The sequence below is a fragment of the Klebsiella oxytoca genome, assembly GCF_009707385.1.
Lineage (GTDB): Bacteria > Pseudomonadota > Gammaproteobacteria > Enterobacterales > Enterobacteriaceae > Klebsiella > Klebsiella oxytoca_C.
Genome location: NZ_CP046115.1, coordinates 4936017 through 4948484 on the forward strand (window position 1 = coordinate 4936017; position 12468 = coordinate 4948484).

A 12468-nucleotide genomic window follows, 5' to 3' on the forward strand; every position below is an offset into this window, starting at 1 on the left:
AGCTTTACTTGGAGTAAAGCTCGACGATCAGGTGTTCGTTAATGTCCGCAGACAGATCAGAACGTTCCGGCAAACGCTTGAACGTACCTTCCATCTTGCCAGCATCAACTTCCAGCCAGGTTGGCTTTTCACGCTGCTCAGCCAGCTCCAGAGCGGCTTTCACGCGAGATTGCTTTTTCGCTTTCTCACGAATGCTGACAACGTCATTCGCTTTAACCTGATAAGAAGCGATGTTAACAACACGACCGTTTACCATGATAGCTTTATGGCTAACCAGCTGACGTGATTCAGCACGAGTCGCGCCGAAGCCCATACGGTATACAACGTTGTCCAGACGACCTTCCAGCAGAGTCAACAGGTTTTCACCGGTGTTGCCTTTCAGACGCGCTGCTTCTTTATAGTAGTTACGGAACTGACGCTCCAGCACACCGTACATACGGCGAACTTTTTGCTTTTCACGCAACTGCACACCATAGTCAGACAGACGCGGTTTACGCGCACCGTGCTGGCCAGGAGCTTGTTCAATTTTACACTTGGTATCGATCGCGCGAACGCCAGACTTAAGGAACAGGTCTGTGCCCTCACGACGGCTCAGCTTGAGCTTAGGACCCAAATATCTTGCCATTTTCTTTCTCCAACAATCCTAGAAACGAACGCGTTATACGCGACGTTTTTTCGGCGGACGACAACCGTTATGAGGGATCGGAGTCACATCAGTAATGTTAGTGATGCGGAAACCAGCGGCGTTCAGTGCACGAATAGTAGATTCGCGACCTGGACCCGGACCTTTGACCATAACTTCCAGATTCTTGATGCCGTATTCTTTTACGGCTTCAGCGCAACGCTCTGCTGCAACCTGAGCTGCAAACGGAGTGGATTTGCGAGAACCACGGAAACCGGAACCACCGGCTGTTGCCCAACCCAGTGCGTTACCTTGACGATCGGTAATGGTAACGATGGTGTTGTTAAAAGAAGCATGGACATGAGCCACGCCATCAGAGACTTGTTTTCTTACACGCTTACGTGCACGAACTGGTGCCTTTGCCATTATTCAATCACCCCGATTATTTCTTGATCGGTTTACGCGGACCCTTACGGGTACGTGCGTTGGTCTTAGTACGCTGACCGCGAACCGGAAGACCACGACGATGGCGTAAACCACGATAGCAACCAAGGTCCATCAGACGCTTGATGCTCAGGGTGATTTCACGGCGCAGATCACCTTCAACGACAAATTTACCAACCGCTTCACGCAGGGAATCAATTTGTTCTTCAGACAGCTCACTGATCTTAACATTTTCAGCGATACCCGTGTCAGCACAGATGGCTTTAGAGCGGGTCTTGCCGATACCGAAAATAGCAGTTAATGCGATTACGGTATGTTTGTGATCAGGAATGTTAATGCCTGCTATACGGGCCACTATGCACTCCTACTATTTAATATGTACGCACCATGCTGAAAAGCCCGTTTTCAGGATACTCAAATGGAAACGTACAGACATACAAAAGATTGGCTGGCTAATCTAGCCAGCTCAACCCAACTTTGCAAGAAAAATATGCGAATAAATCAGCCTTGGCGCTGTTTATGCTTCGGCTCGGCACTGCAAATCACGCGGATGACGCCATCACGCTTAACGATTTTGCAGTTACGGCATAATTTCTTGACGGAAGCACGAACTTTCATTTTTACTCTCCGTAACTTCTCGGGCGCCCTGTTAGCGGCCGTAGCCTTTCAGGTTCGCCTTCTTCAATGCAGACTCATACTGACTTGACATCATCAGAGTTTGCACTTGAGCCATAAAGTCCATAATCACGACAACAACGATAAGCAGTGAGGTCCCACCGAAGTAGAACGGTACTTTCATTGCATCACGCATGAACTCCGGGATCAGGCAGATAAAAGTGATGTACAGCGCACCGACCAAAGTCAGGCGAGTCATTACTTTATCGATATACTTCGCCGTTTGCTCTCCCGGACGAATTCCTGGTACAAATGCACCGGACTTCTTCAGGTTATCTGCTGTTTCACGCGGGTTGAAAACCAACGCCGTATAGAAGAAACAGAAGAAGATGATTGCAGACGCATAGAGTAACACATAAAGCGGTTGCCCAGGCTGCAAATACAGCGAAATTGTTGTCAGCCAGTTCCAACCAGTACCGCCCCCGAACCATGATGTAATGGTTGCCGGGAACAGAATAATACTGGAAGCGAAGATTGCCGGGATTACCCCTGCCATATTCACTTTCAGCGGTAAATGTGTGCTCTGTGCAGCATAGACACGACGACCCTGTTGACGTTTTGCGTAGTTTACCACAATGCGGCGCTGGCCACGCTCAACGAATACAACAAAGAAGGTCACTGCAAATACTAATACTGCAACCAACAGCAACAGGAGGAAGTGCAGGTCGCCTTGACGCGCTTGCTCGATAGTATGGGCTATGGCCGGCGGGAGACCCGCAACGATACCGGCGAAGATAATGATTGAGATACCGTTACCGATACCACGTTCAGTAATCTGTTCGCCGAGCCACATCAGGAACATGGTTCCTGAGACCAGACTAACAACAGCGGTGAAATAGAATGCAAAGCCTGGATTAATCACCAGGCCCTGCATACCAGGCATATTCGGTAGACCGGTAGCAATACCGATCGACTGGAATATCGCCAGCACCAGAGTACCGTAGCGGGTGTACTGGCTGATCTTACGACGACCAGACTCCCCTTCTTTCTTCAGCTCTGCTAGCGGCTGATAAACAACCGTTAACAGCTGGACGATAATCGATGCCGAAATATACGGCATGATACCCAAAGCAAAGATAGAAGCACGGCTGAGTGCACCACCAGAGAACATGTTAAACATTTCAATGATGGTGCCTCGCTGTTGCTCAAGCAGTTTGGCAAGTACAGCGGCATCAATACCAGGGATCGGAATAAAAGAGCCAATACGGAACACAATCAACGCACCGATTACAAACAACAGTCTGCGCTTCAGTTCGCCAATCCCACCTTTGGCACTTTGAAAATCTAATCCCGGTTGCTTAGCCATCTGCTACTTATTCCTCAATTTTACCGCCAGCAGCTTCGATAGCAGCACGAGCACCTTTAGTCACGCGCAGGCCACGAACAGTTACCGGACGAGATACTTCACCAGACAGGATCACTTTCGCGAATTCGATCTGGATACCGATAATGTTAGCCGCTTTCAGCGTGTTCAGGTCGATAACATCGCCTTCTACGTGAGCCAGATCAGACAGACGAACTTCTGCAGTGATCATTGCTTTACGAGAAGTGAAGCCGAATTTCGGCAGACGACGGTACAGAGGCATCTGACCGCCTTCGAAACCGCGACGTACGCCACCGCCAGAACGAGAGTTCTGACCTTTGTGACCACGACCACCGGTTTTACCGAGGCCAGAACCGATACCACGACCCAGGCGTTTACCCGCCTTTTTGGAGCCTTCGGCCGGAGACAGAGTATTTAAACGCATCTCTTACTCCTCAACTTTAACCATGAAGGAAACCGCGTTGACCATACCACGAACAGCAGGAGTATCCTCGCGCTCTACGGTGTGACCAATACGACGCAGACCCAGGCCAAGCAGCGTTGCCTTGTGTTTTGGCAGACGACCGATTGCACTGCGGGTTTGAGTAATTTTAATAGTCTTTGCCATGGTTTATTTCCCCAGAATTTCTTCAACGGATTTACCACGCTTGGCAGCGACCATTTCTGGAGAATTCATATTTTCCAGACCATCAATAGTTGCACGAACCACGTTGATCGGGTTAGTGGAACCATATGCTTTGGCCAGAACGTTATGAACTCCAGCAACTTCCAGAACGGCGCGCATTGCACCACCGGCGATGATACCGGTACCTTCGGAAGCTGGCTGCATGAATACACGAGAACCCGTGTGAACACCTTTAACCGGGTGTTGCAGGGTGCCGTGGTTCAGCGCGACGTTAATCATATTGCGACGGGCTTTTTCCATCGCTTTCTGGATCGCTGCTGGAACTTCACGCGCTTTACCGTAACCAAAACCGACGCGACCGTTACCATCACCAACTACAGTCAGAGCTGTGAAGGAGAAAATACGACCACCTTTAACGGTTTTAGATACGCGGTTAACCGCGATCAGCTTTTCCTGCAGTTCGCCAGCTTGTTTTTCGATGTGAGCCATCTTACACCTCTACCTTAGAACTGAAGGCCAGCTTCACGGGCAGCATCTGCCAGTGCCTGGACACGACCATGATATTGGAACCCGGAACGGTCAAAGGAAACATCTTTGATGCCTTTTTCCAGAGCGCGTTCAGCAACAGCTTTACCCACAGCTGCTGCCGCGTCTTTGTTACCGGTGTACTTCAGTTGTTCAGCGATAGCTTTTTCTACAGTAGAAGCAGCTACCAGAACTTCAGAACCGTTCGGTGCAATTACCTGTGCGTAAATATGACGCGGGGTACGATGTACCACCAGGCGAGTTGCACCCAGCTCCTGGAGCTTGCGGCGTGCGCGGGTCGCACGACGGATACGAGCAGATTTCTTATCCATAGTGTTACCTTACTTCTTCTTAGCCTCTTTGGTACGCACGACTTCGTCGGCGTAACGAACACCCTTGCCTTTATAAGGCTCAGGACGACGGTAGGCGCGCAGATCTGCTGCAACCTGGCCGATCACCTGCTTATCAGCGCCTTTCAGCACGATTTCAGTTTGAGTCGGACATTCTGCAGTGATACCGGCCGGCAGCTTATGCTCAACAGGATGAGAGAAACCTAAAGCCAGGTTTACTACATCCCCTTTGACCGCTGCACGATAGCCTACACCAACCAGCTGAAGCTTTTTAGTGAAGCCTTCGGTAACACCAACAACCATTGAGTTCAGCAGGGCACGCGCGGTACCAGCCTGAGCCCAACCGTCAGCGTAACCATCACGCGGACCGAAGGTCAGAGCATTATCTGCATGTTTAACTTCAACAGCATTGTTGAGGGTACGAGTCAGCTCGCCGTTTTTACCTTTGATCGTAATAACCTGACCGTTGATTTTTACATCAACGCCGGCAGGAACAACGACCGGTGCTTTAGCAACACGAGACATTTTTTCCTCCGATTAGGCTACGTAGCAGATAATTTCGCCACCAAGACCAGCCTGGCGCGCTGCACGATCAGTCATAACACCTTTAGAGGTAGAAATAACCGCGATACCCAGACCCGCCATAACTTTCGGCAGCTCATCTTTACGTTTGTAGATGCGCAGACCTGGGCGGCTGACACGCTGAATGCTTTCTACAACAGCTTTACCCTGGAAATACTTAAGAGTCAGTTCCAGTTCCGGCTTGATGTCGCCTTCAACTTTAAAATCTTCAATAAAGCCTTCTTCCTTCAGCACGTTGGCAATTGCCACTTTCAGCTTGGAGGAAGGCATGGTGACCGCAGCTTTATTCGCGGCCTGACCGTTACGGATACGGGTCAGCATATCCGCGATCGGATCTTGCATGCTCATCTGTCTTTACTCCCGTGATTCAATTGGTGACAATTACCAGCTAGCCTTTTTCAGACCCGGGATTTCACCGCGCATTGCGGCTTCACGGACCTTGATACGGCTCAACCCGAACTTCCGCAGGAAACCATGCGGACGACCTGTTTGACGGCAGCGATTACGCTGACGAGACGGGCTGGAATCACGCGGCAGAGTCTGCAGCTTGAGAACAGCGTTCCAACGATCTTCGTCGGTTGCGTTCACATCAGAGATGATAGCTTTCAGTTCAGCGCGTTTAGCGAAGAATTTATCAGCTAAAGCCACGCGCTTTACTTCGCGTGCTTTCATTGATTGCTTAGCCATTAAGTAACCCTACCTTACTTGCGGAACGGGAAGTCAAAGGCAGCCAGCAGAGCGCGGCCTTCTTCATCAGATTTCGCAGTAGTGGTAATGGTAATATCCAAACCACGAACGCGGTCGACTTTATCGTAGTCGATTTCTGGGAAGATGATCTGCTCACGGACACCCATGCTGTAGTTACCACGACCGTCGAAAGACTTAGCGGACAAGCCACGGAAGTCACGGATACGCGGTACAGCAATAGTGATCAGGCGCTCAAAGAACTCCCACATGCGTTCGCCACGCAGAGTTACTTTACAGCCGATCGGATAGCCCTGACGGATTTTGAAGCCTGCAACTGATTTGCGTGCTTTGGTGATCAGCGGTTTTTGACCGGAGATTGCTGTCAGGTCAGCTGCTGCGTTATCCAGCAGTTTCTTGTCAGCGATCGCTTCACCAACACCCATGTTCAGGGTGATCTTCTCGACCCGAGGGACTTGCATGACAGAATTGTAGTTAAACTCAGTCATGAGTTTTTTAACTACTTCGTCTTTGTAGTAATCATGCAGTTTCGCCATCGTACTACTCCAAATTACTTGATAGTTTCGCTATTAGATTTGAAGAAACGGACTTTTTTGCCGTCTTCGAATCTAAAGCCTACACGGTCAGCCTTGCCGGTTGCCGCATTGAAGATTGCAACGTTAGAAACCTGAATAGCAGCTTCTTTTTCAACGATGCCACCCGGTTGGTTCAGAGCCGGAACCGGCTTCTGGTGTTTCTTAACCAGGTTGATACCTTCAACAATGAGCTTGCCGGAAGACAAGACATTCTTAACTTTACCGCGTTTACCTTTATCTTTACCGGTTAACACGATAACTTCGTCATCACGACGGATTTTCGCTGCCATGATTCGCTCCTTAGAGTACTTCTGGGGCCAGAGAGATAATTTTCATGAACTTCTCGTTACGAAGTTCACGAGTTACCGGCCCAAAAATACGCGTACCGATAGGCTGCTCGCTGTTATTGTTTAAAATAACGCATGCATTACCATCGAAGCGAATGACAGAACCGTCCGGGCGACGAACACCCTTCTTGGTGCGCACCACTACCGCCTTCAGCACATCACCTTTTTTGACCTTACCACGCGGAATTGCTTCTTTGATGGTGATCTTGATGATGTCGCCTACGCCTGCGTAGCGACGGTGCGAGCCACCCAGAACCTTGATACACATTACGCGACGTGCACCGGAGTTGTCGGCGACGTTCAGCATAGTCTGTTCTTGGATCATTTTAGTGCTCCGCTAATGTCAACTACTACTGAGACCCAAAAATAGGGTCGTTAAAAAAGCCCCATATCGAGGGCGCGGCATTATAACACCGCTTCTGCAATATGGGTAGAAAAAATAAACGGCTCATCGCTGAGCCGTTTATCCGTATCGAGAACGCGTACTGTATTACAGAACCGCTTTCTCTACAACGCGAACCAGCGTCCAGGACTTAGTCTTGGACAGCGGACGGCATTCGCGGATTTCAACCACGTCACCGATACCGCATTCGTTGTTCTCGTCATGTACGTGCAGTTTGGTCGTACGCTTGATGAATTTGCCGTATACCGGGTGTTTCACCATACGTTCGATAGCAACAACAATGGATTTTTCCATTTTGTCGCTAACCACGCGACCTTGCAGAGTACGGATTTTATCGGTCATTACGCACCCGCCTTCTGAGTCAGTAAAGTCTTAACGCGTGCAACATCACGACGCACTTGCTTCAGCAGATGAGTCTGTTGCAGCTGGCCACTTGCAGCCTGCATACGCAGGTTGAACTGCTCACGCAGCAGGTTCAGCAGCTCAGCGTTCAGCTCTTCAACGCTTTTTTCACGCAGCTCTTTTGCTTTCATTACATCACCGTCTTAGTTACAAAGGTGGTTTTGATCGGCAGTTTCGCTGCTGCCAGGCCGAATGCTTCACGGGCCAGCTCTTCCGGTACGCCGTCCATTTCATAAAGGACTTTACCCGGCTGAATCAAGGCAACCCAGTACTCCACGTTACCTTTACCTTTACCCATACGAACTTCCAGCGGCTTCTCGGTAATCGGTTTGTCCGGGAATACACGGATCCAGATCTTACCTTGACGCTTAACTGCACGGGTCATAGCACGACGTGCTGCTTCGATCTGACGTGCAGTCAGACGACCACGGCCAACAGCTTTCAGACCGAAAGTGCCGAAGCTAACATCCGTACCCTGCGCCAGACCACGGTTGCGGCCTTTGTGCACTTTACGGAATTTTGTACGCTTTGGTTGTAACATCAGCGACGCTCCTTATTTACGGCCTTTACGCTGCTGCTTTTTAGGTTGAGCAGCCGGTTCCGGTTGTTCAACAGCAGCCATACCACCCAGGATCTCACCTTTGAAGATCCATACCTTAACGCCGATTACACCGTAAGTGGTGTGCGCTTCAGAGGTGTTGTAGTCGATGTCAGCACGCAGAGTGTGCAGCGGTACGCGACCTTCACGGTACCATTCGGTACGTGCGATTTCCGCGCCGCCCAGACGGCCGCTAACTTCAACTTTGATACCTTTAGCGCCCAGACGCATTGCGTTCTGTACAGCACGCTTCATAGCACGACGGAACATAACGCGACGTTCCAGCTGAGAAGTGATGCTGTCAGCAACCAATTTAGCGTCCAGTTCAGGCTTACGAACTTCGGCAATATTGATCTGTGCAGGAACGCCAGCGAGATCCGCGACGACCTTGCGCAGTTTTTCTACGTCTTCGCCTTTCTTACCGATAACGATACCCGGGCGAGCAGTGTGAATGGTCACACGGATGCTCTTAGCCGGACGCTCGATAACGATACGAGATACAGACGCTTTCGCCAGTTCCTTAGTCAGGTACTGACGTACTTTAAAATCGCTGTCCAGGTTGTCAGCGAATTCTTTGGTGTTCGCAAACCAGGTAGAGTTCCATGGTTTTACAATACCCAGGCGAATACCATTAGGATGTACTTTCTGACCCATTGCTAGTCTCCAGAGTCTCAGCGATCGGACACAACCACAGTAATGTGGCTGGTGCGCTTCAGGATGCGATCTGCACGACCTTTAGCACGCGGCATAATGCGCTTCATGCTTGGGCCTTCGTCTACGAAAATTTTCGCAACTTTCAGATCATCGATGTCAGCGCCATCGTTGTGTTCAGCGTTAGCAATGGCAGATTCCAGTACCTTCTTGACCAGTACAGCAGCTTTCTTGTTGGTGTAGGTCAGAATATCCAGGGCCTGCGACACTTTCTTACCGCGAATCAGGTCAGCAACAAGGCGAACCTTCTGAGCAGAAGAACGAGCATGGCGATGTTGAGCTAAAGTTTCCATCTCTTCCTCCTACCTTATTTCTTCTTCGCTTTTTTATCAGCAGCGTGGCCGCGATAAGTACGAGTCGGTGCGAATTCACCCAGTTTGTGACCAACCATTTCGTCGGTAACAAAAACTGGAACGTGCTGACGACCATTATGGACAGCGATGGTCAAACCGATCATGTTAGGAAAGATCGTTGAACGACGGGACCAAGTGCGCAGGGGCTTCTTGTCTCCGCTTTCCACCGCTTTCTCTACCTTCTTCAGCAAGTGCAGGTCAATAAAAGGACCTTTCTTGAGAGAACGTGGCATGGCTTATCCTCTAAAATTATTTGCTACGGCGACGTACGATGAATTTATCAGTACGCTTGTTGCTGCGGGTCTTCTTACCTTTGGTCTGAACGCCCCACGGAGTTACCGGGTGCTTACCAAAGTTACGACCTTCACCACCACCATGTGGGTGGTCGACTGGGTTCATCGCAGTACCGCGAACGGTAGGACGAACACCACGCCAGCGTGCAGCACCTGCTTTACCCAGAACGCGCAGCATATGCTCAGCATTGCCAACTTCGCCCAGAGTAGCGCGGCAGTCTGCTTCGACTTTACGCATTTCACCAGAACGCAGACGCAGAGTGACATAAGCACCATCGCGAGCAACGATCTGAACGTAAGTACCAGCGGAACGAGCCAGCTGACCGCCTTTACCTGGTTTCATTTCTACGTTATGAACGGTAGAACCAACCGGGATATTGCGCATCGGCAGGGTGTTGCCTGCTTTGATTGCAGCATCAACGCCAGACTGAATCTGGTCGCCAGCTTTCAGGCCTTTAGGGGCCAGAATGTAACGGCGCTCACCGTCTTTGTACAGAACCAGCGCGATGTTCGCGGAGCGGTTCGGATCGTACTCAAGACGCTCAACAATTGCCGGGATACCATCTTTGTTGCGTTTGAAGTCAACAATACGGTAGGCCTGTTTGTGACCACCACCGATATGACGAGTGGTGATACGGCCATTGTTGTTACGACCACCGGATTTGCTGTTTTTTTCAACCAGCGGAGCAAAAGGTTTGCCCTTGTGCAGCTCTGGGTTGACCACTTTAACAACGTGGCGACGACCCGGAGATGTCGGTTTACATTTAACAACTGCCATTGTATTACTCCTCCGACTTACTCAGCGCCGCCGACGAAGTCCAGATTCTGGCCTTCCTTCAGGGTGACGTAAGCTTTTTTCCAGTCGCTACGACGACCGATACGCTGTCCGTGACGTTTAACTTTCCCTTTAACAACCAGGGTGTTAACGACTTCGACTTCGACTTCAAACAGTTTCTGCACAGCAGCTTTGATCTCTGCTTTGGTCGCGTCTTTAGCAACTTTGAGAACGATGGTGTTAGTTTTTTCCATCGCAGTAGACGCTTTTTCAGAAACGTGCGGTGCGCGCAGCACCTTCAGCAGACGTTCTTCACGAATCATGCCAGCATCTCCTCAACTTGCTTAACAGCATCAGCAGTCATTACGACTTTGTCGAAGGCGATCAGGCTAACCGGGTCGATACCAGTTGCATCACGTACGTCAACCTTGTGCAGGTTGCGCGCAGCAAGGAACAGGTTCTCGTCCAGCTCACCGGTGATGATCAGCACATCTTCCAGAGCCATGTCTTTCAGTTTCTGTGCCAGCAGCTTAGTTTTAGGCGCTTCTACAGAGAAAGATTCGACAACGATCAGACGATCCTGACGTACCAGTTCGGACAGGATGCTTTTCAGCGCGCCGCGGTACATCTTTTTGTTAACTTTTTGACTGTGGTCCTGCGGACGAGCAGCGAAGGTCACGCCACCTGAACGCCAGATCGGGCTCTTGATAGAACCTGAACGCGCACGGCCGGTACCTTTCTGGCGCCACGGCTTTTTGCCTGAACCAGTTACTTCAGCACGAGTCTTCTGAGCACGAGTACCCTGACGAGCACCAGCTGCATAAGCAACTACAACCTGGTGAACCAGCGCTTCGTTGAAATCACGACCGAAGGTAGTTTCGGAAACAGTCAGCGCGCTCTGCGCGTCTTTCAATACTAATTCCATTGCTATCCCCTTACGCCTTCACAGCTGGTTTAACGATCAGGTCGCTACCGGTTGCACCCGGGACCGCACCTTTAACCAGCAGCAGGTTGCGCTCAGCGTCAACACGTACTACGTCCAGGCTCTGAACGGTGACACGTTCGTTACCCAGCTGACCTGCCATTTTCTTGCCTTTGAACACTTTGCCCGGAGTCTGGTTCTGACCGATAGAACCCGGAACGCGGTGGGACAAGGAGTTACCGTGAGTAGCGTCCTGGGTACGGAAGTTCCAGCGCTTAACGGTACCAGCAAAACCTTTACCTTTAGAGGTACCGGTTACGTCAACTTTTTTAACGTCAGCAAACAGCTCAACGCTAATATCCTGACCTACGGTGAATTCTTCGCCGTCAGCCAGACGGAATTCCCACAGACCACGGCCAGCTTCAACGCCAGCTTTAGCGAAGTGACCCGCTTCCGGTTTGGTTACACGGTTAGCTTTTTTAGCACCAGTGGTAACCTGAACGGCACGGTAGCCATCGTTAGCCAGATCTTTAACCTGAGTAACGCGGTTTGCTTCAACTTCGATTACGGTTACTGGGATAGATACGCCATCTTCAGTGAAGATGCGGGTCATGCCCACTTTTTTACCGACTAAACCAATCATTGTTTCAACCTCTCAATCGCTCGATGACCTGATTAACCCAGGCTGATCTGCACGTCTACACCGGCAGCCAGATCCAGACGCATCAGAGCATCAACGGTTTTTTCAGTTGGCTCAACGATGTCAACCAGACGCTTATGAGTGCGGATTTCGTACTGATCGCGCGCGTCTTTGTTAACGTGCGGAGAGATCAGAACGGTAAAGCGCTCTTTGCGGGTCGGCAGCGGGATCGGACCACGGACTTGCGCACCAGTGCGCTTAGCAGTCTCGACGATTTCCGCGGTTGATTGATCGATCAGGCGATGATCAAACGCTTTAAGGCGGATACGGATTCTTTGGTTCTGCATGAGACCAGAGCTCCAATTATTTTATAGACGAAATGGTTACTCCTCATACCCATTACGATTGATGGGAGAGTGTAACCGTTCTTACATAGTTCCCCAATCGGGAACATTGTTGATAGCAAAGTACGCTACCGGGTTCATATCGAACCGGCCGTCAATTTTGACAAGCCCGCGCATTATACGCAAATACAGATACAACGCAATAGCTGCGTAGAAAATCAGCACTGGTTTATGAGAACAGGCTTCAGAACCT

General features: G+C 50.3%; 26 protein-coding genes. All 26 read right to left on the minus strand.

Features of this window, described 5'->3' with window-relative positions; genetic code table 11:
- Positions 1-4: 4 nt before the first annotated feature.
- The 26 genes from rpsD to rpsJ all read right to left on the minus strand — a co-directional run bounded on the left by rpsD (position 5) and on the right by rpsJ (position 12218).
- Positions 5-625 carry a 30S ribosomal protein S4 gene (rpsD, locus tag GJ746_RS23065; RefSeq protein ID WP_004106330.1) on the minus strand — a complete coding sequence of 207 codons (621 nt, stop codon included), beginning with the start codon at positions 623-625 and terminating at the stop codon, positions 5-7.
- Between the two features lie 33 nt (positions 626-658).
- Complete coding sequence (gene rpsK, locus GJ746_RS23070) at positions 659-1048, minus strand: 30S ribosomal protein S11 (RefSeq protein ID WP_004138423.1); 390 nt, start codon at positions 1046-1048, stop codon at positions 659-661.
- A 16-nt stretch (positions 1049-1064) separates the two neighbouring features.
- Positions 1065-1421 carry a 30S ribosomal protein S13 gene (gene rpsM, locus GJ746_RS23075; protein WP_138361777.1) on the minus strand — a complete coding sequence of 119 codons (357 nt, stop codon included), beginning with the start codon at positions 1419-1421 and terminating at the stop codon, positions 1065-1067.
- Between the two features lie 146 nt (positions 1422-1567).
- Entirely contained in the window at positions 1568-1684 is a 117-nt protein-coding gene (gene rpmJ, locus GJ746_RS23080) for a 50S ribosomal protein L36 (RefSeq protein WP_000868187.1), read from the minus strand.
- A 31-nt stretch (positions 1685-1715) separates the two neighbouring features.
- The gene (gene secY, locus GJ746_RS23085) at positions 1716-3047 is read right to left on the minus strand and encodes a preprotein translocase subunit SecY (protein WP_004106334.1); all 1332 of its coding nucleotides are present in this window, start codon (positions 3045-3047) and stop codon (positions 1716-1718) included.
- Positions 3048-3054: 7 nt separating this feature from the next.
- Positions 3055-3489: a 50S ribosomal protein L15 gene (rplO, locus tag GJ746_RS23090; protein WP_004106336.1), complete on the minus strand. Its 435-nt coding sequence runs from the start codon at positions 3487-3489 to the stop codon at positions 3055-3057.
- Positions 3490-3492: 3 nt separating this feature from the next.
- A complete protein-coding gene (gene rpmD / locus GJ746_RS23095) occupies positions 3493-3672 on the minus strand; it encodes a 50S ribosomal protein L30 (protein ID WP_001140434.1) in 180 nt (59 codons plus the stop codon).
- A 3-nt stretch (positions 3673-3675) separates the two neighbouring features.
- Positions 3676-4179 carry a 30S ribosomal protein S5 gene (gene rpsE, locus GJ746_RS23100; protein ID WP_004106339.1) on the minus strand — a complete coding sequence of 168 codons (504 nt, stop codon included), beginning with the start codon at positions 4177-4179 and terminating at the stop codon, positions 3676-3678.
- A gap of 14 nt (positions 4180-4193) precedes the next feature.
- A complete protein-coding gene (gene rplR, locus GJ746_RS23105) occupies positions 4194-4547 on the minus strand; it encodes a 50S ribosomal protein L18 (RefSeq protein WP_000358960.1) in 354 nt (117 codons plus the stop codon).
- A 9-nt stretch (positions 4548-4556) separates the two neighbouring features.
- Positions 4557-5090 (minus strand): 50S ribosomal protein L6, encoded by a 534-nt coding sequence (gene rplF / locus GJ746_RS23110; protein WP_154682264.1) that lies wholly within the window; start codon positions 5088-5090, stop codon positions 4557-4559.
- Between the two features lie 12 nt (positions 5091-5102).
- Positions 5103-5495: a 30S ribosomal protein S8 gene (rpsH, locus tag GJ746_RS23115; protein ID WP_004106343.1), complete on the minus strand. Its 393-nt coding sequence runs from the start codon at positions 5493-5495 to the stop codon at positions 5103-5105.
- 33 nt (positions 5496-5528) lie between these two features.
- Entirely contained in the window at positions 5529-5834 is a 306-nt protein-coding gene (gene rpsN, locus GJ746_RS23120) for a 30S ribosomal protein S14 (RefSeq protein WP_002919667.1), read from the minus strand.
- A 14-nt stretch (positions 5835-5848) separates the two neighbouring features.
- Positions 5849-6388 carry a 50S ribosomal protein L5 gene (rplE, locus tag GJ746_RS23125; RefSeq protein ID WP_001096202.1) on the minus strand — a complete coding sequence of 180 codons (540 nt, stop codon included), beginning with the start codon at positions 6386-6388 and terminating at the stop codon, positions 5849-5851.
- Positions 6389-6402: 14 nt separating this feature from the next.
- On the minus strand, positions 6403-6717 hold the full coding sequence (gene rplX, locus GJ746_RS23130) for a 50S ribosomal protein L24 (protein ID WP_004106345.1): 315 nt from the start codon (positions 6715-6717) through the stop codon (positions 6403-6405).
- 10 nt (positions 6718-6727) lie between these two features.
- Positions 6728-7099 (minus strand): 50S ribosomal protein L14, encoded by a 372-nt coding sequence (gene rplN / locus GJ746_RS23135; RefSeq protein WP_000613954.1) that lies wholly within the window; start codon positions 7097-7099, stop codon positions 6728-6730.
- A gap of 165 nt (positions 7100-7264) precedes the next feature.
- Complete coding sequence (gene rpsQ / locus GJ746_RS23140) at positions 7265-7519, minus strand: 30S ribosomal protein S17 (protein ID WP_004106347.1); 255 nt, start codon at positions 7517-7519, stop codon at positions 7265-7267.
- Positions 7519-7710 carry a 50S ribosomal protein L29 gene (gene rpmC, locus GJ746_RS23145; RefSeq protein WP_002919754.1) on the minus strand — a complete coding sequence of 64 codons (192 nt, stop codon included), beginning with the start codon at positions 7708-7710 and terminating at the stop codon, positions 7519-7521. Before rpmC ends, rpsQ begins: the two co-directional genes overlap by 1 nt.
- Entirely contained in the window at positions 7710-8120 is a 411-nt protein-coding gene (gene rplP / locus GJ746_RS23150) for a 50S ribosomal protein L16 (protein ID WP_002919759.1), read from the minus strand. Before rplP ends, rpmC begins: the two co-directional genes overlap by 1 nt.
- A 12-nt stretch (positions 8121-8132) precedes the next feature.
- Positions 8133-8831, minus strand: a complete 699-nt coding sequence (gene rpsC / locus GJ746_RS23155) for a 30S ribosomal protein S3 (RefSeq protein WP_004106350.1) — start codon at positions 8829-8831, stop codon at positions 8133-8135.
- A 17-nt stretch (positions 8832-8848) separates the two neighbouring features.
- Positions 8849-9181 (minus strand): 50S ribosomal protein L22, encoded by a 333-nt coding sequence (rplV, locus tag GJ746_RS23160; protein ID WP_002919773.1) that lies wholly within the window; start codon positions 9179-9181, stop codon positions 8849-8851.
- Positions 9182-9195: 14 nt separating this feature from the next.
- Positions 9196-9474, minus strand: coding sequence for a 30S ribosomal protein S19 (gene rpsS / locus GJ746_RS23165; RefSeq protein ID WP_001138117.1), 279 nt, complete (start codon positions 9472-9474; stop codon positions 9196-9198).
- Between the two features lie 16 nt (positions 9475-9490).
- Positions 9491-10312, minus strand: a complete 822-nt coding sequence (rplB, locus tag GJ746_RS23170; RefSeq protein WP_042312092.1) for a 50S ribosomal protein L2 — start codon at positions 10310-10312, stop codon at positions 9491-9493.
- Between the two features lie 17 nt (positions 10313-10329).
- Positions 10330-10632 (minus strand): 50S ribosomal protein L23, encoded by a 303-nt coding sequence (gene rplW, locus GJ746_RS23175; RefSeq protein WP_000617546.1) that lies wholly within the window; start codon positions 10630-10632, stop codon positions 10330-10332.
- Positions 10629-11234: a 50S ribosomal protein L4 gene (gene rplD / locus GJ746_RS23180; protein WP_003031119.1), complete on the minus strand. Its 606-nt coding sequence runs from the start codon at positions 11232-11234 to the stop codon at positions 10629-10631. The genes rplW and rplD overlap by 4 nt, the downstream gene beginning before the upstream one ends.
- Before the next feature lie 10 nt (positions 11235-11244).
- Positions 11245-11874, minus strand: a complete 630-nt coding sequence (gene rplC, locus GJ746_RS23185) for a 50S ribosomal protein L3 (protein ID WP_004106354.1) — start codon at positions 11872-11874, stop codon at positions 11245-11247.
- A gap of 32 nt (positions 11875-11906) precedes the next feature.
- Positions 11907-12218 (minus strand): 30S ribosomal protein S10, encoded by a 312-nt coding sequence (rpsJ, locus tag GJ746_RS23190; protein WP_001181005.1) that lies wholly within the window; start codon positions 12216-12218, stop codon positions 11907-11909.
- Positions 12219-12468: the final 250 nt, after the last annotated feature.